A 19,498-nucleotide genomic window follows, 5' to 3' on the forward strand; every position below is an offset into this window, starting at 1 on the left:
GCGGACGATCCTCAAAAAAAAACGGGAATTCCCCTTTTGAAGACATTACGACTAAGTTTATCAAGAAAGTTCGTTCAACAAAAAAAGACCCCGAATCGGAGTCTCGGTTTCTCGTTTTATAAAATAATGGCGATTAATCCTCCAGAACCTTCGTTAATGATGCGTTCAAGCGTTTCTTTTAATTTATAGCGCGCGTTTTCTGGCATTAAAGCGAGCTTCGCTTGAATTCCCTCCCGCACGATGGAGCTAAGTGAACGTCCAAAAATGTCGGAATTCCAAATGGAAAGCGGATCATCTTCAAAATCTTGCATTAAATAACGGACTAGCTCTTCGCTTTGCTTCTCCGTACCAATGATTGGAGCAAATTCTGACTCAACATCCACTTTAATCATATGAATGGATGGAGCAACCGCTTTTAGACGTACACCAAATCGTGAGCCTTGGCGGATGATTTCCGGCTCATCTAAACTCATATCCGAAAGCGCTGGAGCGGCAATGCCATATCCTGTTTGTTTCACCATCTTTAAAGCATCCGCGATTTGGTCATATTCCGCTTTTGCATGCGCAAAATCCTGCATCAGCTGAAGCAAATGATCCTTCCCGCGAATTTCAACGCCAACAACCTCTTTTAGGATTTGGTCATACAGATCATCCGGTGCGTATAAATCGATTTCAGCCACTCCCTGCCCCATTTCAATACCAGCAAGGCTTGCTTTATCAATAAAATCATATTCACCGAACTGTTGCACAACCCGGTCAACATCACGAAGCCTTTTAATATCTTTCACCGTGTCTTTAACGGCTTCTTGGTAGCTTTCACGGAGCCAATGATCTTCACGAAGCACCATGACCCAGCTCGGTAAATTCACATTCACCTCAAGCACCGGAAATTCATATAATGCTTCACGGAGTACGCTGTATACATCTGCTTCGCGCATGCTTTCAACGCTCATGGCCAGCACAGGAATATCATATTTTTCACCAAGCTGCTGGCGGAGCGCTTCCGTTTCCGGATGATGCGGACGGACCGTATTGATAATCATGATAAACGGCTTTCCAACTTCTTTCAGCTCGTTAATCACTCGTTCTTCCGCCTCTACATAGTTTTGCCGCGGAATTTCTCCAATCGTGCCGTCCGTCGTAATCACGACGCCGATCGTTGAGTGTTCTTGAATCACTTTTCTCGTCCCAATCTCCGCTGCTTCTTGAAACGGAATCGGCTCTTCATACCACGGCGTATGAATCATGCGCGGGCCGTTTTCATCTTCATATCCTTTCGCACCTGTTACGGCATATCCGACACAATCAACAAGCCGAATATTGACTTCTAGCCCGTCATCAACGCTTACCTTAACCGCTTGATTGGGTACAAACTTTGGTTCAGTTGTCATGATGGTTTTACCGGCGGCGCTCTGTGGCAGCTCATCTTGTGCGCGTGCCTTATCTGCTTCGGTTCCGATATTCGGAATAACCACAAGCTCCATAAATTTTTTTATAAATGTCGACTTGCCTGTTCTAACAGCTCCGACTACTCCTAAGTAAATATCGCCGCCTGTTCGTTCCGCGATATCTTTGAAAATATCGACTTTTTCCAAATGACTCCCCTCCAGTCTTTGAGTCGTTGTGGCCCTATAGGACACTATATGAATATGATGTTGTCCTATTCATTTATGACTAAAATAAGAAAAAATCCCTTCTCTAGAATGTATTCAGAAGAGAAGGGATCATGACTTATTTCGTTAAAAAAATCGGTTCGTTATGCTCATCGATTGTATAGGGAAGAGAATAAGCCGGAACAAATAAAGAGTTTTTTACTAGCAGATCGCGAATATCATCGCCCGGCTTATATGATGCCTTTGTTTTTTTCAGCATGTCATATAAATCGATCCGGTAATCCACATAAATCTCGCCATTATAATCAATCACAAACGGCAAATTATTTCCGGAAAACGGACTAATCGCATATGGCGGTTCCTTATATCCGAGCTTTTTATAGTCCAGTGTAAACACACCTTTCGCGACCATATTCTTAAATGGCGGATATCCATGGGAATCACGGTACATTTGCAGGCGCAGCTTTAGATCACGGATTTGATCCGCCATCCGCAAATCAAGTAATTTTACTGTTGGATTGGTTTCAGCATCAACAATGACATACTGGAAAATCCCCCCGCTTTCAAACGCATTTCCTGGCGGCTCCTGCATATAGCGTGGAACAAGCATTTGAAAGTCGATCGGATATTTTTGATAAATGGGCGTTTTCATATCTCGTGTTTTAATCGGCAATAGCCCCCCCGTTGCTTGGCGGTATTGATCAACGGCTTGCTGTACACTTGCTACTTGGCTTTCATGCGGAATTTGGTTTTGTTTTAATCGTTCATCCGGATATAAACAACCGGCTAATAGCAGCACCATGACGCTAGCAATCATCCATCGTAGAGCTAATTTCATCCTAATCTCCATCCTTTTGCCTGTCCATTATTCTGGCGTTGGCCCGCTAAACACAACAAAAATAATAATAATTCCAGCTAAAATCATTAATATGTAAGCTATTAGCGCAAGCACTGCTTTCACGGCCTTGTTTTTTACTTTATAACGGCTGATATAAATCGAAAAAACAGAAATAAACATAAAAACCATCGAAGTAATGGCAATCCACATTTTCGCTAATCCCGGCGACATATTCGTTCCCCCTTTTTTCGACAACTATTATACAAGATTGGCAGCAAACTACGCAAAAAAAACTGAAGTAAAGTGGGGCCCTTTACTTCAGTAGACTAGTACCCTTTGTCCGGAAGTTCAAGTCTATGAATGTTCGTGATATTGTATGCATCGGTCAGCACCCTGGCATCATCGAATGCCTATTTTTCTAAAATATTGATTAAATCTTCCATTTCATTCGTTTTCATGCGCGCCATTAATGAATCTGCCCCTTCTTTCGGATCTTTTCCGTTAAACAATACGTCGTAAAGCACCTCAGTAATGGGCATTTTCACATTCAGCTTTTTAGCAAGCTGATGAGCGGCTTTGGTTGTTCTGACTCCTTCGACAACCATTCCCATACTTTGAAGCACTTCATCCAGCGGATTTCCTTTACCGAGTAAATGTCCTGCTCTCCAATTGCGCGAATGCACGCTTGTACACGTAACAATTAAATCGCCAATGCCCGCCAACCCTGAGAAAGTCAACGGATTCGCCCCCAGCGCGCAGCCTAATCGCGCAATTTCCGCAAGCCCTCTTGTAATAAGAGCCGCCTTGGCGTTATCTCCGTATCCTAATCCGTCTGTAATCCCAGCGGCAAGGGCGATAATATTTTTTAATGCTCCGCCAATTTCAATCCCGATTAAATCTGGATTCGTATAGACCCGAAAATACTGCGAGTTCATAAATAAATCTTGAACGCGTTCAGCTGCCGTCATATTTTTCGACGAAACGGTTACTGTCGTCGGATGGCGCAGGCTCACTTCCTCCGCATGGCTCGGTCCCGACAACACAACGACATCCTGCAAAAGCGTTCCCATTTCCTCTTCAATAATCTCCGAAATTCGTTTATGTGTATCTGGTTCAATTCCTTTGCTAACCGTTACAATCGTAATCGGTTGTCGCAGACATTGCTTTACTTTTCTGAGCACCTCGCGAATGGCCTTAGTTGGAACAGCCAGTACAGCTGTGTCAATCGCTTCAAGTGCCTCGCTCAAAGAAGAATACCCCGTAATTCCTTCAGGAAGCTGAATTCCCGGCAAATATTTTTCATTTGTCCGCTTTTCGTTAATTTCTTTGATTTGCTCAGGGCGTTGGCCCCATAAACGAACGCCATGACCGTTATCGGCCAGCACCATGGCCAGCGCCGTGCCCCAGCTTCCCGCCCCCAATACCGCAATTTGCTCCACTCTTACCACTTCCTCACCATATTATTTTCTTGGTCTAGCAATTAGTTTAATGGGCGTGCCTTCAAAGCCAAATGCATCCCGAATCCGATTTTCTAAAAAGCGTTCATACGAAAAATGCATCAGTTCTGGATCATTGACAAACACAACAAATGTCGGCGGCTTGACTGCTACTTGGGTGACATAATAAATTTTTAAGCGCTGGCCGTTATGGGTCGGCGTCGGATTCATCGCTACGGCATCCATAATGACTTCGTTTAAGACATTTGTTTGCACGCGCATTGCGTGATTTTCACTAACCGTTTGCACAAGCGGCAACAGTTTATGCAGACGCTGCTTCGTTTTTGCTGATACAAACAAAATCGGAGCATAATCAAGGAATTGGAAATGATCACGAATTTTTCGTTCAAATTCTATGAGCGTTTTATCATCCTTTTCCAGAGCATCCCATTTATTGACGACAATGACAACTCCCCGTCCTGCTTCATGAGCATAGCCGGCAATTTTTTTATCTTGCTCGATGATTCCTTCTTCTGCATTTAATACGACAAGAACGACATCGGATCGTTCAATCGCTTTGAGCGCACGCAAAATACTATATTTTTCAGTGCTTTCGTAAATTTTGCCCCTTTTTCTCATACCGGCTGTATCAATAATGACGTATTCTTGTCCCTCACGCGTAAATGTTGTATCGACAGCATCACGCGTTGTGCCGGCCATATCGCTTACAATGACGCGCTCTTCCCCTAAAATAGCATTTACTAACGATGATTTCCCGACATTAGGACGGCCAATTAAGCAAAACTTAATGACATCATCCTCATAATCCGATTCAGCTTGCTTAGGAAAATGCTGAGCCACGGCATCCAATAAATCTCCAAGTCCTGTGCCATGCGATCCCGAAATTGGATACGGTTCACCAAATCCAAGAGCATAAAAGTCATAAATCAGATCCCGCATATCCGGGTTGTCGATTTTATTGACAGCCAGCACAACCGGCTTATTGGAGCGATGCAGCATTTTGGCTACCTCTTCATCTGCTGCCGTTACCCCATCGCGCCCATTCGTCATAAAGATAATCACATCCGCCTCATCAATTGCAATTTCTGCCTGCTGGCGAATCTGTACTAATAAAGGTTCGTCACCAATATCAATTCCACCTGTATCAATCACATGAAATTTATAATTTAACCATTCAGCACTGCTGTATATCCGATCTCGAGTGACTCCCGGCACATCTTCAACAATCGAAATGCGTTCGCCAGCAATTCGATTAAAAATGGTCGATTTTCCCACATTTGGACGACCAACAATCGCTACTACTGGATTGGCCATTATATCATCCTTTCCTTCATTCTGATTACGGCGACTCAAAAACACAGCTGTTTTATTTTATCAAAAACGATCACACTCAACAATAGAAAGAGCGCTATAACGGTTTATTTCGTTTCATCTGTTTGTGGACCATATCAGCATAAACAGAAATATTTTCCAATGCTGACCATAAGGCCAGACACACACATGAAAGTGATAGTTCATCCAAAAAGGCAAGCGAACCAATCGCATAAGGAAACGAATACGTCTTGATTACGAATGCATACATCATTTCTCCTTGGCAACTTCCAGCAATGATACATAACAATCTTTCTGGAAAATGATGATGCAACATGAGGCAGACAAATGTTAACATGATCGCGACCATCCACGTTTTGTCAATCAGCATCCAGACAGGATCAATCAAAATAAGCAGATGGAAGGCAGCATACACAAATGAAACCATCATCATCGATAGCAACATATAAACAAGCTTCCAGCCACTTTTTTTAGTGATAAAATAATAGGCAATCACAAGAGCGAATAAAAAAGATAAAGTGATAGAAAAAACGCCAATGGTTATATGATAAATAGAAAGCATAATGGAAATAAGCACAGCGGCGGCTAGCATAGTGCGCGCTTTTGTTTTTTTCATTAAAAATGTAGCAAAAATCCAGCATGCCCACGAGCACCAATAAAAATAGAATCCTTCCACATGAATCCTCCCTTCTCTTTCCATTATTTCACGTTTTCTAAAAACCTAACCCTTGTCATCACCTGTATAGACTCGAATCAAAAAAGAAAGAACCATCGAAAATCATTGGCAACCACCGGAAAATCAAATTGCATTTTTTCACATAGCAAACGTGATGTGTCAACAGTTGCTCCAAAACAAGTGGATGATGCGGTAGAGCATCCAAACATGCCGCTTTTAGAGCGCGCAAAAAGTCCATTAAATCTCTATCGCTCGGTCTTTTGTCGCATATTTGCATGGAAGAGTCACCCCCTCTTTTCCTCACATCGGCATCTTTCCGTCTAAAGTCCGGTTCATTCCATTAGCCAATCGTCTGTAAGTGGTCACCGCGAACAAATCGGATCATGCTCTTTTTTTCACTTTGCTTCTTCAAGCCTGATATCGTTGCATACAAGAAATCAAAACGTGTGAAACTATTCTTGAAGTTTAAGGAGAAAGGGGAGTGTTCTAATGGGAAAGGACCGTCAGGAAAAAAAGCTCAAGCGCTCTGGACGCGTTGAATCTGATCGCGACCAAGCGCTTGAAAACAAGGGGGCGACTCGTCTCGACACACCGGACGAAGCGCAGGAACAAAATCAACATTAACCTCGTCCAATGATCGTTTATGGATACTAAAAATAAAAGCTGACTTTACGAGAAAAGTCAGCTTTTATTTCTTTCGATCTTTTCTATCGCAAACTGTCGTAAGCCTCTCCCGCCTGCACTTCGTTAAGGGGGGAGACTTCTCGGTGGATGATATAAAAAACGCTTGTCAGACAAAAAACATAGCCTAGCAAGGTTCGAAACGCAAGATAAAAGCGATTGCCAGCAGGTGAAAATCCGCTTTTTATCTGCGGCTGTATACTTTCGTATCGAATCCTCTTTCATTGAGCCAATGATGTGTTTGCCCATAAATCACAAGCGGAACATGCCGAAGCTCTTCAATGGTTCGAGTGCCTAAAGCCGTCATCAACAGGCGAAAATCTTTGTGCCATTCATGAATAAGCTCCAGTAACGACTCTGTCCCCTGTTCCATCCATACTTTCAAAAATAACTGTGCGACTCCCACCGCTTGTGCGCCAAGAGCGATCGCTTTTACCGCATCAAAGGCGCTGCGCACTCCCCCGCTTCCAATTACCGACAGAGAGGTGGCGCTTTGTGACACTTCTACAATGGACGCAGCGGTTGAAATTCCCCAATCGTTAAAATAGGATAAGCTGGTCGGGCGCCGATTGTTTTCAATACGAGCAAAATTCGTGCCGCCAAAGCCGCCGACATCGACAATCGTAACACCGATCTCCTCCAGCTTTTGTGCCGTTTCCTTGCTCATGCCAAAGCCAACTTCCTTGACAATAATCGGCACACCGACAGCATGGACCATGCGCTCAATCCGGCGCAAAGCTCCGATAAAGTTGCGGTCACCTTCAGGCATGACCAACTCTTGCACAGAATTTAAGTGAATCTGCAAGCCATTTGCTTCGATCATTTCGACCGCTTGCTTCGCTTCGTCTACTGTCGCTTCACTGCCAATATTCGCAAAAACAACACCTGTTGGATTGACTCGACGAACAATTTCGAAGGACTGCCGCTCTTTTGCATCCTTGACCGCTGCCATCTGGGAACCGACAGCCATGGCAATTCCGCATTCCTTTGCAATTTCAGCTAATCCTTTGTTAATTTCCAGAGTCGGCTGTCCCCCTCCTCCTGTCATCGCATTGACAAAAAGAGGCGAACTTAATGAAAGTTCACCTAAAGTCGTGCTCAAATTCACATCATTTGTACCTATATCAGGCAGGCTTTGATGAACAAATACAATGTCATCGAATCCTGCTTCTCTTTTTTGTTCAAGATTTAGCGCATGCACAATGTGCTCTAGCTTCCGTCTGCCTCTTTCCACTAGCATTCACCGTTATTTCAGTTTCTTAAGCTGGTCACCAACCACTTCCCCAAGTTGGAAGCCTGTTGATTCTGCCTGTTTTGTATATTGGCTGTAATCTTCTTCATTCACTGGCTCTTCCATTAACTCGCGCATGCTTAATGAAATGCGATGCTCCGCTTCGTTGACTTCAAGCACTTTTACTTGAGCCTCATCGCCTTCTTGTAATACCTCGTGCGGAGTGCCAATATGCTTATTAGAAATTTGTGAAATATGCACAAGGCCTTCAACGCCTGGGAAAATTTCAACAAACGCTCCAAAAGGCACAAGACGTTTTACTTTTCCTGTTACTACATCGCCAGGTGCTAGTTTTTGTGAAATATTTTCCCATGGGCCCGGCAGCGCCTCCTTAACAGACAGCGAAATGCGGCCGCTTTCTTCGTTCACTGACAGCACCTTCACTTTTAACGTATCTCCTTCTTGAACAACATCAGACGGATGAGCGACACGTGCGTGAGACAGCTGCGAAATATGTACAAGTCCATCAAAGCCGCCGATGTCAACAAATACGCCAAAATCAGTAATACGGCGAACGGTGCCTTCAATCACTTGCCCTTCTTGAAGCTTCTGGAATGCTTGCTTCCGCTGTTCTTCTTGTTGTTGTTCAATCACCGCGCGATGAGATAAAATCACGCGATTTTTAGCGCGATCCAACTCTACAACCTTCACTTTCAACGTGCGCCCTTTATAATCAGAAAAGTCTTCCACAAAATAAGTTTCAACAAACGATGCCGGGATGAACCCTCTTACGCCGACATCCGCAACAAGACCGCCCTTTACAATATCCTTTACCACCACATCAAACGGCTCGCCGCTTGTAAATCGCTTTTCTAGCTCCTCCCAGGCGCGGTCCGCATCGACTGCCTTTTTAGATAAAATTAATAATCCTTCGTCTTCATTTTCTCCTTCTTCCACTTTTTTCACTTTTGCAACGATCTCATCCCCAACGGATACCGCATCGCTTGTTTTTTCAATATGAAGGCTGGATAGCTCGCTAATCGGAATGATGCCGCTTTGCTTGCTGCCTGCAATATCCACAAGCACTTGTTTTTCTTCAAGCTTGGCGACTTTGCCGTGAACGAGATCACCCACCTTATATACATTTACCTCTACATTCATATCCTCTACCATTAAAAACCCTCCTTCGTCGACTACCCATAGCTACTGTAAAGCATGACCAAAGGAAACAAATGTGCTTATTTTCCCATGAGGTCTACTTTTCTCATTATTATACCATATTTTTTCAAAAAGCATGTATTGGAATGCTCAACGATGTTCATCTAAAAGTGCTTGAATATGATTCATAATGTAATCCGTTGCTTCCTCAGGAGACGCCTTGCGTTCTCTCAGCTCATCCATTGGAATTGGCAAACCGTATACAACTTTCAGTCTTTTCAATGGCCGATATGGCCCGATAATCGCGCAAGGCACTACTTGGGCATCCGTTCTTAAAGCAAAAAAGCCGACACCAGACAGCCCCTTTTTTAATTTGCCGTCCCTGCTTCTTGTCCCCTCCGGAAAAATTCCGAGCACATTTCCTTGCTTTAGCACATCCAAGCCCGTTCGTAGTGCTTGCCGGTCGCTCATTCCCCGCTTAACCGGAAAAGCTTGCAATGACGGAAGCAAGCTTTTTAAAATCGGTACACGAAATAGCTCTTCCTTCGCCATAAAATGAATAGGCCTTGGAGCTGTAATGCCGACAATTGGAGGATCTAAATTGCTAATATGGTTAGAACAAAGAAGTACGCCGCCTTCCTTCGGAAAATGTTCGGTGCCGATGATTTCGACACGATAAAGGGGCTTTAAAATCCCCGATACCACTCCTTTCGCAAACGAATAAAAATTCAAGGCGATCAAATCCTTTCCTCTATGATTTTCATAATCTCGTTCACGACATCATTGATAGATAAAGAAGTTGTGTCAATTTCAACGGCATCTTCCGCTTTTTTCAGCGGCGCAACCTCCCGTTCGGAGTCTATCTTATCCCGGCGGGCGATTTCCTCCTTCAGCTTCTCCAAATCGGAGGCAAATCCTCGAGCCAAGTTTTCCTCATGCCGACGCTTGGCTCGCTCCTCTACCGATGCCTTTAAAAAGATTTTGACTTCTGCCAGGGGCAATACATGCGTTCCGATGTCGCGCCCATCCATGACCACGCCGCCCCGTTCGCCTAATGCCCGCTGCCGTGCCACCATTTCCTCACGAATAAGCGGATGCTTCGCCACTAATGAAACAGAATTGGTGACTTCTTCACTCCGAATAACATCTGTTATATTTTGTCCGTTAACAAGCACAAGCTGACCGCGTTCAGAAGGCTTCAATTCAATATATGTATCGCGTAATACCTGCAAAAGCGCTTGTTGATCATGTAGATCAACTCCCTTTTGCAACGCAAGATACGTAAGAGCACGGTACATCGCTCCTGTATCAATGTAAACATAAGCAAGTTTTTCTGCCACAATTTTTGCAACCGTGCTTTTTCCGGCAGCGGCTGGTCCGTCAATGGCAATTGATATTCGCTTCATATACCCTCCTAATGATCGTTCAAACATATTTTTCAAAGAAAAAAGCAGGACATCTCCTGCATACTTCGATGATATTTTATCACATGACTCAAGGATGGTCGACGGTTGTTTCAATTGTTTTCGTTTTTTCCTGTTTGCTAACTCCTTCATATTCGTAGACTTTGGTCACATACGGAGCCAAAGGCGTATACAATAGCAAGCATTGTGCTAACAGTAAAAAGAGCAGCTGCACAATCACAATTTTAAGCAAAATGCGTTCCATTCGTTTCATCTGACAACCGCCTCTTTCGTTTTTTTGTCATTATCATCCTTTCACATTTTTCTTTCTTTTATTCTGGTAGTCCTTCTGCTTTTTTCCTTATAGCTAGTTGTCTTTCAAAGCTGTAGCGTATCAGTAGAACGCGATCTTGAGAAGAGATGGTCAAAAACTGCAATGATGCCTTCTGAACATAGCTCCCTTCCACCTGAAACACTCGAACAATTTTGGCTGGCACTTTCATATAATGATATTCTCCCGATTTCATAGGCAGGACAAACCAAGCCTCCACTATCATTCCTGACAAAATATGGATTCCTCTTTCCGGCAAAACAATGGCCGCTCCTCCTGCACTGATATCCGTGGTCATGGTGGCAAAGGGAGAAAATTCTCCTTGAAGCGGATGAATCGCAACATCTACTGTAGCTTCCACACGCACATATTGCCTGCGCTGCACACGGATCAGGCGCTGTTCATCTGGATAAGAAAGCATAATCATCGGAATCGGGTCGCGCACTTTTCCCCTTACTTCTGTATCGAATAAATAAAGACTTCCATCTTTACCGACGAAGCTTGCTTTAAATTGCATTCCATTCATTAAAAATACAGTTTTCCCCGTTTTTTGATTAACAGGATAGTCGATATAAATAAAATCCGGGAAAACCTCTGCCACTTTGCATTTATATTCATGCACTTCTTTGTCGTTCCTTGATTCGAGAATGAGCACATCCCCAATTTTTATCATATGTTCTCCCTCACATTCCTTATCACCTTTCCTTTTTATTTAAACAAAAAGGAAAAGCTCTTGACAAGCTTTTCCTTTAATCATACGTTCGTTCGACGCTTTGCATTTTGGTCACTTTTTCCTCAACGCCGTTTTGGGCATTGATGAAAATTTGATACGTATCATCGCCTAATGTGCCTAAAAACTCGTAACAAAGCACTTCTTGATTCAAGTCATTTGTAATCACAGACTGTCTCTCTTCCATCACTTTAACACTTGGATTTAGCTTCTCTCTTGCTTGTTCAAGCGAAATCGCTGGTTTTGGAAAGCGATGAAGGCTAGGGGAGGATAGGTAATCGCGAGCCGAGAAACCGACCACCGTTCCATCATCTAACGCAATTTTCATTTGGATCGCTTCCGGATATATGCGAATACCATGATCATTCGTAACAAAGGTCAATACGGCTACGTTGTCGTATTGAGTACTGTCATATAATTCAACATTGGTAAAATGATGCTTCTTTAAAAAATCCATGCCTTTCATCGTTGCTTCATTCAAACTGATCGCTTGTTTGTGAATGGCGCGGTTATCAATGGCCCAAATCGGGTAACCGCCTCTTTCTGTCACATCCATATACGTTTCTGTTTTTGTTTTTGGATCATAAATCGTGAGACTGTAGAAACGATCTTCCGCTCCTTTTCCACTGTGAACAACCTTGATCTTTTCGTTTCCTTTTAATCCTAAAAAGGATTTAGCAATCTTCTTCGCTTCATCTGCCGTAATTCGCTTTCCTTTCGCTCTAATAAATCCCCGTTCTTGAACAGCAGCGCTTGTAAATGTCGGAGACAGATTCGCTGTTTCGGCAAACGATTCGACATTGCTTTCCACCGTTTTAAATCCATCAATAATCGTGTTATCGCTCGGGCGCTGGTTTGTTGCTAGCGCCAGCTCTACATCCATCCAACGCAAATTATTTTTGATGACTAAATGCTGAACATTGCGCAGCTCATTTTGAATATCAGACGCTTGTTTATAAAGAGTTTGCAACGTTTGATATTCTTGCTTGGTAAGCGGCTCTTTTGTTAAATCGCGAATCGCCGCACGATAACTAAATGTACCGATCTGCGCAAGAAATTGTTGCGTTTTATTAAAGGGAAGAAGCGATAGTGGAAGCTGTCCAACGTCGGAATGCGCTTCCGAGGCAATCCGCCACACTTCTGCCAGCGCTGGAGAGAGCGACGTTTTAGAATTCATCGCTAATGTTGTGCCGATTTGATCGTGCAGCAGATCTATTTTGTAAGCTAAATCATGAAATGAACGCTGATAATTGTTTTCGGCATGCACCAAAATCGCGTTTTTTTCCTGATGCTCACGATAGCCCCAGTAAGCTGTTCCAATAATCCCTAGTGATAAAAAGCCAATAAGCAAAGTCCGCAACATATAAAATCACCTGCCTTTTTATTTACAAAAAATATGCTTACCGATTTTTTTAATTTGAGGTCGACTCCATATCCATCCGTTTGTTGCTGTATCCGGATTAAAATAGTAGATCGCTCCACTGCTTGGATCCCAGCCGTTAATAGCATCCAGCACCGCTTTTTTAGCTGTCTCATTTGGTGTCAGCCAAATTTGCCCGTCGGTAACCGCTGTAAATGCTCCCGGTTGGAAAATGACCCCAGCTACACTGTTAGGGAAAGATGGATGCTCCAATCTGTTTAAAATAACCGCTGCTACCGCTACTTGACCGACATATGGTTCACCGCGCGCTTCTCCGTATACAGCGTTAGCCATTAATTGAATATCATTTTGCGAAAAACCTTTTGGCACGTTCGTTGCTGTTGCAGATCCGCCGCTGCTTGCTGTTCCTTGCTGCTTGACCTGCTGGCTTAACGGTATTCCTCCATAATGTGTAAAGGAATTTCCTTTGCGAATTTGTTCTTTAACAAAGGATTCGTAGTACTTTGACACTTTTACAAGTTTTTGCTTCGTACTTGCACCGACTAGTCCGTCAATCGGTAACCCATATTCACTTTGGAAATTGCGGACAGCCCAGTATGTACTCCAGCCAAATACTCCGTCAATTTTGCTCTTATAAAAGCCAATATATTGCAGACGCGCTTGCAGCTCAATGACATCATCTCCCACAGCTCCGCGCTGAATGACCTGATCAGAAAACGCATGTGCCTCTTTCATCGGCCATTCATATGTCGATAAACAAATAACGAGCAAGCATATAATGATTCGCCAGCGCATTGTATACATACCCCCTTTAATCGATCTGGCTCTATCCGTATTTTTCACCTAAACTTCCTTTTTATGCACATAAAGCAATAACGTGGTTTATTTATAAAACACATGTTAATCAATCAGGGAGTTTGAATAAACGGAAGAACCTATTCGATTCTTGGTCGAAAAGGATCTGTAAACAGCTAAGTTTCATCTATGAAGAATTAGAGGGTTGAACGTACGATTCAAAAACAAAATCCCACTTTTTCGGCGGTCGGAGATTACATCTCATATCTTTCCTGAAAATATTTCCACTCATCAACGAGGAACGCTTCCCCCACATAACAGAACATGAGGTTCATCCTTCTAAATGAAAAATTTACCATACAATAGACCTAAAAGAATACATTGACAGCTCAAAACAAAAAGGCCAAGCTTTAGGCTTGGCCTTTTACAGAAGGAATGACCGCTTCTGCATACATTCCTTTCGCTTGTTTGACTTTTCTCAGTGCCATCCACCACATCGCAAGCATAAAAGGAACCATGTAATAGCCCCATTTTTCTTGTGTGAATAAAATAAAATCGTATGTGCCATGCAAAAGAAAGGGCAGCAAAAAGGAAAGGGCTAAGTGCAAATATCTTTTTCCTTGAAATTTCGCTTTTCCTAAGTAAAATCCCATCATTACGGCAAACAATGCGTGGCTGGATACAGGGAGCAACGCTCTAGTAACAGCAAACTCTACACCGTTAGCAAGCAAATATAAAATATTTTCAAGCGTCGCAAAGCCGAGCGACACACTGGCGCTGTAAACAATCCCATCATATGGTTCATCAAACTCTTCATGGTCAAAAATAAAAAAATAGACGATAAACCATTTTACAAATTCTTCAAGTAATCCGGAAGATAAAAACGCTTGTATCCACTTTTCAGACGCAATTCCTTCTAGCCGCAAAACATGCTGAATAAACATAATCGGAAAAACGAGAATGGCGCCAAATAAAAAAGTTCGCAATACAAGAGAAAGCGGCTCAGTCTCATATTCATCTTTTAAATAAAAATAGCTGAGCAGCGCCACACCCGGGGCGATGCCGGCAGAAATAATTGCAAACATAACAAATCCTCGTTTCCATCTATTTATTTATAATGGTAACATAAGATAATCATGATTGGGAACCATATTTCGTTTGATCGCCCGGAACAAGCGAACCTCTAATTTGGGTCAAAAAGGAGCGAACAAAATGAGGAAACCAGCAAAAAAGAAAACATTTACTGTTGCTGAAAACGAAACAATTGAACAGTGCTTAGAACGGATGAATCAGGAAGGATATAAGCCCGTCCGCCGAATCGAAGAGCCGATTTTTTGCGAGGTAAAAAAAGATGGACATACGATTGTGGAGCCGTGCGGCAGGCGTATCGTATTTGAAGGCGTATGGAAAGAATAGAGCCGGTGCTCTGTCAGCCAACCGCTCGCTCATGCGCTTCTTCGTTTCATACATCGCATTTTTATTGGTAAGGGTTGCATCGTGAGCGCCCTATACATCGTTTTGGCATCATGCAAATGAAACGAACCATCTTGCAAAATGAAAGCGTCGGAGGCAGGGCCGTCCATAGACTTGCCTCCGACGCACGAACATGAGGTTTCCTTCTTATCAACGGGAATCCAAGAGGAAAAGCGCTCGATGTTCATCCTAAAATCCGTGAATCGTCATCCCTCCGTCAACAAATAACGTTTGTCCCGTTACATAATTTCCTGCATCAGAGGCCAAAAATACAGCCGGTCCAACCAGCTCTGGCAATTGCCCAATTCGCTTCAGCGGAGTCACAGCTAAAATATCATTTACGTACTCTTGATTTTGAAGCAGCTTTTCCGTTAATGGAGTTTGAAAGTACCATGGACCAATTGCATTGACTTGAATGCCAAACTTTCCCCACTCGAACGCTAATACTTTTGTCATTTGAATAAGCGCCGCTTTACTGGCAGCATAAGCGACGCCTGTCCGAAGAGCCACATGACCGGCCACAGAGGCAATATTAATAATTTTGCCGCCCGTTCCCTGCTTTTTCATCACCGCACCAACCTCTTGAGACATCATGAATGCTGATTTCAAATTCGTATTCATAATGGTTTCCCATTCAGCATCAGTGACTTCTAAAGCAGCCGTTCGGATATTCATTCCCGCGTTATTAACTAAAATATCAACTTTTCCGGCTTGCTTTATTACCTCCGCTACCGCATTTTTAACAGCTTCTCGATCCGTTATATCCGTTGGAATGATATATGCTCGTCGATCCAGCTGCTCAATGCTTCTAGCTGTTTCTTCAAGCTGCTCTACTGTGCGCGATAAAATCGCTACATTCGCACCAGCTTCAGCAAAACCGATCGCAATCGCTTTTCCAATTCCCCTTCCCGCACCAGTGACAATAGCAATTTTCCCATCTAAACGAAATGAAGGCAAAAACATCGATATTCCTCCTTAATTTTTCTTCATTTTTGACATTTTGAACACTCCCTCATCTACGCTTTACCTTAGAGATGAGGGGTGCTTATTTAATATGTTAAAGCTGTTTTAAGAGATTTCAAACTGTCAGCTACTCCGACTATTTAGAGCTTTTTTATCCTTTGACGTTCTTATGTCTAGTAAAAAAAGCTCTTTAGCAATGTATAGAAAAAAACCTGAAAAGCTTGCTCAACGCTTTTCAGGTTTTTGCTTGTCATTCCTCAACCGTAGTTTTTCTTCTAAATTTGCTTAACACTTCATAGACGATCGGAACGATAATCAGAGTCAACAATGTCGAGCTGGTCAAACCGCCAATGACAGTTAGGCCAAGCCCTCGAGAAATCATGCCTCCATCTCCTTCATACCCTAATGCGAGAGGGAGCAATGCCCCAACGGTCGCCAGCGCCGTCATTAAAATCGGCCGGAGACGCGTTGCTCCCGCTTCAATGAGCGCATCTCTTGTAGAGAGCCCTTCACGCTCTTTATGAATGACGCGGTCAATTAACACAATCGCATTCGTTACAACAATTCCAATGAGCATGAGTGCGCCGATCAAAGCCGAAACGCTCAACGTTTCTCCCCCAAGCCATAGCGCCACAAATCCGCCGATAACGGTAAATGGAAGCGAGAAAAGAATAGCAAAAGGCGCCAGCCCTTGACTGAACGTAACCACTAGCACAAAGTAGACCACAGCAATAGCTGCAAGCATGGCCAATCCCAATTGTGAAAACGACTCATTGATTTGTTCAGTCACTCCGCCTGTTTCAATGTTGACACCAGGCGGCAATTTTAAATCATCGATTTTCTTTTGAATGCTTTCGTTGACTTGGCTAACGTCATTCGTCGTAATTTCCCCGCTGACTGAAACGGTAAATTTCCCTCCGCGTCTCGTAATGGTATTGGATGTCTCGCCTTCTTTGACCGTCGCTACCTCTCCAATTTGCACATTCATGCCGAGAGGGGACTGGATCGTTTTCTTTTTCATCTCATCAATTGAAGCAAAAGTCTCTTCTTCTCCTTCAATATAAACTTTAATATCTTGACCGTCTTTTTGAATGGTCGTTAGAACAGGCCGTTCATGCTGTTGGCTCAATGCCATCGCAATTTGTCCAGCCGTCAAACCGAGTTTACTCATCTTTTCTTGATCAACAACCAATGTGTACTCATCATATGTCTTCGATAAACTTGATTCCACATTTTTTAGATTGGATTCATCTTCCAAGATGTTTTGTACCTTTTGAGCGACAGGCTCAATCTCTTCCATTGAGTCGCCAAATACATACAATGTATACTCATTGCTTGACGCCATCATATCAATGGTGCCCCAATCGCCTTTTTCGTGCGTTAATTTACTTAAATCTTTGACTACCTTCTCCTTTTCTTGTTCAAAATTCGGCGTGTCATCTTCATACATAATAAAGAAAATCGCCTGATTTCGATTTCCGGGATTCATCGGATTTTCGCTGCCGACAGACAATTGAACAGTTTTCACATGATCGCGATCAACCAGTAAATCTTCTGCCTGCAACGCGACATCTTTCACTTCTTCAAGCGTTTGTCCTGGATCTGGATTATACGTAACAATCATTTGTTTTTCCTGTTCACTCGGTAAAAAGCTTACGCCAATGACAGGAATTAAAAATAAACTGGAGACAAGAAGCAAAATCGCAATCAATGATGTGATCCATTTATGATTTAAACACCAATTTAAGATTTTTTTATAGTAAGTAGCCAAAAATCCCGCTTCTTTTTCTTTCTCTTTTTGTTTCGCTCCTTTTCTAAATAAGACGTGAGCCAATGCCGGCACAATTGTAATCGCTACTAAAAGAGACGCTAAAAGCGAGAACACAATCGTAAGAGCAAATGGCATAAATAGCTGTCCAACCATGCCTTCAACAAATGCAAGCGGCAAGAAAACCGCAATGGTGACGATGGTTGAGGACATAATCGGAATAAACATTTCTTTCGTCGCTGCAATAATCAGCTCTTTTCCTTTTAATTGCTCTCCTTTTAATGTCATCCGTCTATAAATATTTTCAATAACGACAATCGAATCGTCGATAACACGGCCGATCGCCATGGTCATCGCTCCTAGTGTCATCATATTCAACGTGATGTCCATTTCATGTAAAACGATCAAGGCAATTAAGATGGAAAGCGGAATGGACACCACAGAAATCAACGTAGAGCGAATGTTGCGCAAAAATAGCAAAATGACCGCAACGGCAAAAATCGAACCGAATAACGCTTTATTTAGCATCGTTGCGACAGATTTTTCAATCGGTTCGGCTTGATCTAGCGTGGAAACGATGCCAAGTCCTTTATATTCATCTTTAAGCTCATCCAGTTTTTCTTTTACTTCATTTACGACTTCAACGGTATTCGCATCAGTAGCTTTTACAATTTGCAATCCGATAGCTTCTTTTCCGTTTGTTCTTGATATCGATTCAGCTTTGCCGACGATTTCAATATCAGCAATTTCCCCCAACTCGACTGTTGGTAATTCCATGTTTTTCTGCGAGAGTGCTTGATTTGGCGCTGCGCCATTAGCTCCAGACAAACCGTTTGGCATCTGGTTCATTTGCGCCCCTCCGGCTTGCTCTCCTTGTGACGCCCCTGTGACAGGGATTTTCAGCTTTTTCAAATCCTCAATGGTCGTAATATTTCCATCAACGACCACAGACTTTTCCGTGTCTTTAAATGTATAAAGACCTAATGGCGCACGAAGATCTGCACCTTGAATATAATTTTTAATGGTTTCTTCATTAAGCCCAAGCTCTTTTAATTTGTCCTGATGAAAAACAATCCGTCCTTCTTCCACTTGTTGGCCAGAAGTGACAATGCTTTCTACTCCATCTATTCCTTTCAATTCTGGAACAATGATTTTTTCCACCAGTTCTGTTAATTCAGGAAGTGTTTTTCCTTCATCAAAAAAACTGACTGTATAAACAGGAAAAGCATTAATACTAAATCTTGCAATTTTAGGCTCTCCGACTCCGTCAGGAAGCTCCACTTGTTTGAGTGCCTTTTCAACTTCCTCTTCCGCTCGCTCCATATCTTTTTCAAATTTATATTCGATTTGAATGGAAGAAGCATTTTCAAACGAATTAGAGCTGACGATTTCCACGCCATTCAAATTACGAACAGCTTCTTCAATCGGAACCGTCACTTTTTCTTGTACTTCCTCAGGTGTTGCGCCTGGATACGTAGTCGTAACACTTATAATGGGAGTATTTATGTCTGGAATCGTTTCCAGCTTCATATTAAACCCAGAAAATAGGCCAGCAAATATCGCAATAACAGTTAAAATCCAAATGGCCAGTTTATTACGGAGCGAAAATTTAATCATGTTCTCCACCACGTTCCATTCCTTTCATGCAGATTTGACAATTTTGATTTT

At 42.8% G+C, this 19,498-nt stretch carries 19 protein-coding genes; 2 read left to right on the plus strand and 17 right to left on the minus strand.

The window, feature by feature from the left end; genetic code table 11:
• Positions 1-116: 116 nt before the first annotated feature.
• The 6 genes from spoIVA to GGQ95_RS04405 form a co-directional block, all read right to left on the minus strand.
• Positions 117-1,595 (minus strand): stage IV sporulation protein A, encoded by a 1,479-nt coding sequence (spoIVA, locus tag GGQ95_RS04380; RefSeq protein WP_044742246.1) that lies wholly within the window; start codon positions 1,593-1,595, stop codon positions 117-119.
• Between the two features lie 136 nt (positions 1,596-1,731).
• Positions 1,732-2,451: a YphF family lipoprotein gene (locus tag GGQ95_RS04385; RefSeq protein WP_044742245.1), complete on the minus strand. Its 720-nt coding sequence runs from the start codon at positions 2,449-2,451 to the stop codon at positions 1,732-1,734.
• A gap of 27 nt (positions 2,452-2,478) precedes the next feature.
• Positions 2,479-2,682, minus strand: coding sequence for a DUF2768 domain-containing protein (locus tag GGQ95_RS04390; RefSeq protein WP_044742244.1), 204 nt, complete (start codon positions 2,680-2,682; stop codon positions 2,479-2,481).
• A 179-nt stretch (positions 2,683-2,861) separates the two neighbouring features.
• Positions 2,862-3,890, minus strand: coding sequence for an NAD(P)H-dependent glycerol-3-phosphate dehydrogenase (locus tag GGQ95_RS04395; protein ID WP_044742243.1), 1,029 nt, complete (start codon positions 3,888-3,890; stop codon positions 2,862-2,864).
• 21 nt (positions 3,891-3,911) lie between these two features.
• The gene (gene der, locus GGQ95_RS04400) at positions 3,912-5,222 is read right to left on the minus strand and encodes a ribosome biogenesis GTPase Der (RefSeq protein WP_066145463.1); all 1,311 of its coding nucleotides are present in this window, start codon (positions 5,220-5,222) and stop codon (positions 3,912-3,914) included.
• Positions 5,223-5,316: 94 nt separating this feature from the next.
• Complete coding sequence (locus tag GGQ95_RS04405; protein WP_066145465.1) at positions 5,317-5,916, minus strand: YphA family membrane protein; 600 nt, start codon at positions 5,914-5,916, stop codon at positions 5,317-5,319.
• Between the two features lie 489 nt (positions 5,917-6,405).
• On the opposite strand from GGQ95_RS04405, the gene GGQ95_RS04410 reads away from it, so the two are divergent.
• A complete protein-coding gene (locus tag GGQ95_RS04410; protein ID WP_080862395.1) occupies positions 6,406-6,540 on the plus strand; it encodes a YpzI family protein in 135 nt (44 codons plus the stop codon).
• Positions 6,541-6,781: 241 nt separating this feature from the next.
• Here GGQ95_RS04410 and fni read toward each other — a convergent pair whose 3' ends face one another.
• The 9 genes from fni to prsW form a co-directional block, all read right to left on the minus strand.
• Positions 6,782-7,831 carry a type 2 isopentenyl-diphosphate Delta-isomerase gene (gene fni / locus GGQ95_RS04415; protein ID WP_159720069.1) on the minus strand — a complete coding sequence of 350 codons (1,050 nt, stop codon included), beginning with the start codon at positions 7,829-7,831 and terminating at the stop codon, positions 6,782-6,784.
• Between the two features lie 12 nt (positions 7,832-7,843).
• Positions 7,844-9,001, minus strand: a complete 1,158-nt coding sequence (rpsA, locus tag GGQ95_RS04420) for a 30S ribosomal protein S1 (protein ID WP_066145474.1) — start codon at positions 8,999-9,001, stop codon at positions 7,844-7,846.
• 135 nt (positions 9,002-9,136) lie between these two features.
• Positions 9,137-9,718 carry a lysophospholipid acyltransferase family protein gene (locus GGQ95_RS04425; RefSeq protein WP_066146498.1) on the minus strand — a complete coding sequence of 194 codons (582 nt, stop codon included), beginning with the start codon at positions 9,716-9,718 and terminating at the stop codon, positions 9,137-9,139.
• A gap of 5 nt (positions 9,719-9,723) precedes the next feature.
• Positions 9,724-10,392, minus strand: a complete 669-nt coding sequence (gene cmk, locus GGQ95_RS04430) for a (d)CMP kinase (RefSeq protein ID WP_066145479.1) — start codon at positions 10,390-10,392, stop codon at positions 9,724-9,726.
• Positions 10,393-10,480: 88 nt separating this feature from the next.
• The gene (locus GGQ95_RS04435) at positions 10,481-10,663 is read right to left on the minus strand and encodes a DUF5359 family protein (RefSeq protein WP_080862393.1); all 183 of its coding nucleotides are present in this window, start codon (positions 10,661-10,663) and stop codon (positions 10,481-10,483) included.
• 58 nt (positions 10,664-10,721) lie between these two features.
• Entirely contained in the window at positions 10,722-11,393 is a 672-nt protein-coding gene (locus GGQ95_RS04440; protein ID WP_183186426.1) for a flagellar brake protein, read from the minus strand.
• Positions 11,394-11,469: 76 nt separating this feature from the next.
• A complete protein-coding gene (gene ypeB / locus GGQ95_RS04445) occupies positions 11,470-12,813 on the minus strand; it encodes a germination protein YpeB (protein ID WP_183186427.1) in 1,344 nt (447 codons plus the stop codon).
• An 18-nt stretch (positions 12,814-12,831) separates the two neighbouring features.
• Positions 12,832-13,566, minus strand: a complete 735-nt coding sequence (gene sleB, locus GGQ95_RS04450; RefSeq protein ID WP_231734580.1) for a spore cortex-lytic enzyme — start codon at positions 13,564-13,566, stop codon at positions 12,832-12,834.
• 470 nt (positions 13,567-14,036) lie between these two features.
• Complete coding sequence (prsW, locus tag GGQ95_RS04455; RefSeq protein WP_044742232.1) at positions 14,037-14,711, minus strand: glutamic-type intramembrane protease PrsW; 675 nt, start codon at positions 14,709-14,711, stop codon at positions 14,037-14,039.
• A gap of 127 nt (positions 14,712-14,838) precedes the next feature.
• Between prsW and GGQ95_RS04460 the strand changes: the two genes are divergently transcribed.
• On the plus strand, positions 14,839-15,042 hold the full coding sequence (locus tag GGQ95_RS04460; protein ID WP_066145498.1) for an NETI motif-containing protein: 204 nt from the start codon (positions 14,839-14,841) through the stop codon (positions 15,040-15,042).
• Positions 15,043-15,288: 246 nt separating this feature from the next.
• Here the strand turns inward: GGQ95_RS04460 and GGQ95_RS04465 are convergent, their stop codons facing one another.
• Both GGQ95_RS04465 and GGQ95_RS04470 read right to left on the minus strand, forming a co-directional pair.
• Positions 15,289-16,062 (minus strand): SDR family NAD(P)-dependent oxidoreductase, encoded by a 774-nt coding sequence (locus tag GGQ95_RS04465; RefSeq protein WP_066145501.1) that lies wholly within the window; start codon positions 16,060-16,062, stop codon positions 15,289-15,291.
• Between the two features lie 250 nt (positions 16,063-16,312).
• A complete protein-coding gene (locus GGQ95_RS04470; RefSeq protein WP_183186428.1) occupies positions 16,313-19,456 on the minus strand; it encodes an efflux RND transporter permease subunit in 3,144 nt (1,047 codons plus the stop codon).
• Positions 19,457-19,498 lie beyond the last annotated feature (42 nt).

The organism is Anoxybacteroides rupiense, assembly GCF_014196195.1.
Taxonomy (GTDB): Bacteria; Bacillota; Bacilli; order Bacillales; family Anoxybacillaceae; genus Anoxybacteroides; species Anoxybacteroides rupiense.

Coding starts and splice junctions, on each gene's coding strand:
- der (WP_066145463.1), bottom strand. CDS start 5,222: ATGGCCAATCCAGTAGTAGCGATTGTTGGTCGTCCAAATGTGGGAAAA.
- GGQ95_RS04390 (WP_044742244.1), bottom strand. CDS start 2,682: ATGTCGCCGGGATTAGCGAAAATGTGGATTGCCATTACTTCGATGGTT.
- GGQ95_RS04460 (WP_066145498.1), top strand. CDS start 14,839: ATGAGGAAACCAGCAAAAAAGAAAACATTTACTGTTGCTGAAAACGAA.
- prsW (WP_044742232.1), bottom strand. CDS start 14,711: ATGTTTGCAATTATTTCTGCCGGCATCGCCCCGGGTGTGGCGCTGCTC.
- GGQ95_RS04465 (WP_066145501.1), bottom strand. CDS start 16,062: ATGTTTTTGCCTTCATTTCGTTTAGATGGGAAAATTGCTATTGTCACT.
- GGQ95_RS04440 (WP_183186426.1), bottom strand. CDS start 11,393: ATGATAAAAATTGGGGATGTGCTCATTCTCGAATCAAGGAACGACAAA.
- cmk (WP_066145479.1), bottom strand. CDS start 10,392: ATGAAGCGAATATCAATTGCCATTGACGGACCAGCCGCTGCCGGAAAA.
- ypeB (WP_183186427.1), bottom strand. CDS start 12,813: ATGTTGCGGACTTTGCTTATTGGCTTTTTATCACTAGGGATTATTGGA.
- rpsA (WP_066145474.1), bottom strand. CDS start 9,001: ATGGTAGAGGATATGAATGTAGAGGTAAATGTATATAAGGTGGGTGAT.
- sleB (WP_231734580.1), bottom strand. CDS start 13,566: ATGAAAGAGGCACATGCGTTTTCTGATCAGGTCATTCAGCGCGGAGCT.
- GGQ95_RS04385 (WP_044742245.1), bottom strand. CDS start 2,451: ATGAAATTAGCTCTACGATGGATGATTGCTAGCGTCATGGTGCTGCTA.
- GGQ95_RS04410 (WP_080862395.1), top strand. CDS start 6,406: ATGGGAAAGGACCGTCAGGAAAAAAAGCTCAAGCGCTCTGGACGCGTT.
- GGQ95_RS04435 (WP_080862393.1), bottom strand. CDS start 10,663: ATGAAACGAATGGAACGCATTTTGCTTAAAATTGTGATTGTGCAGCTG.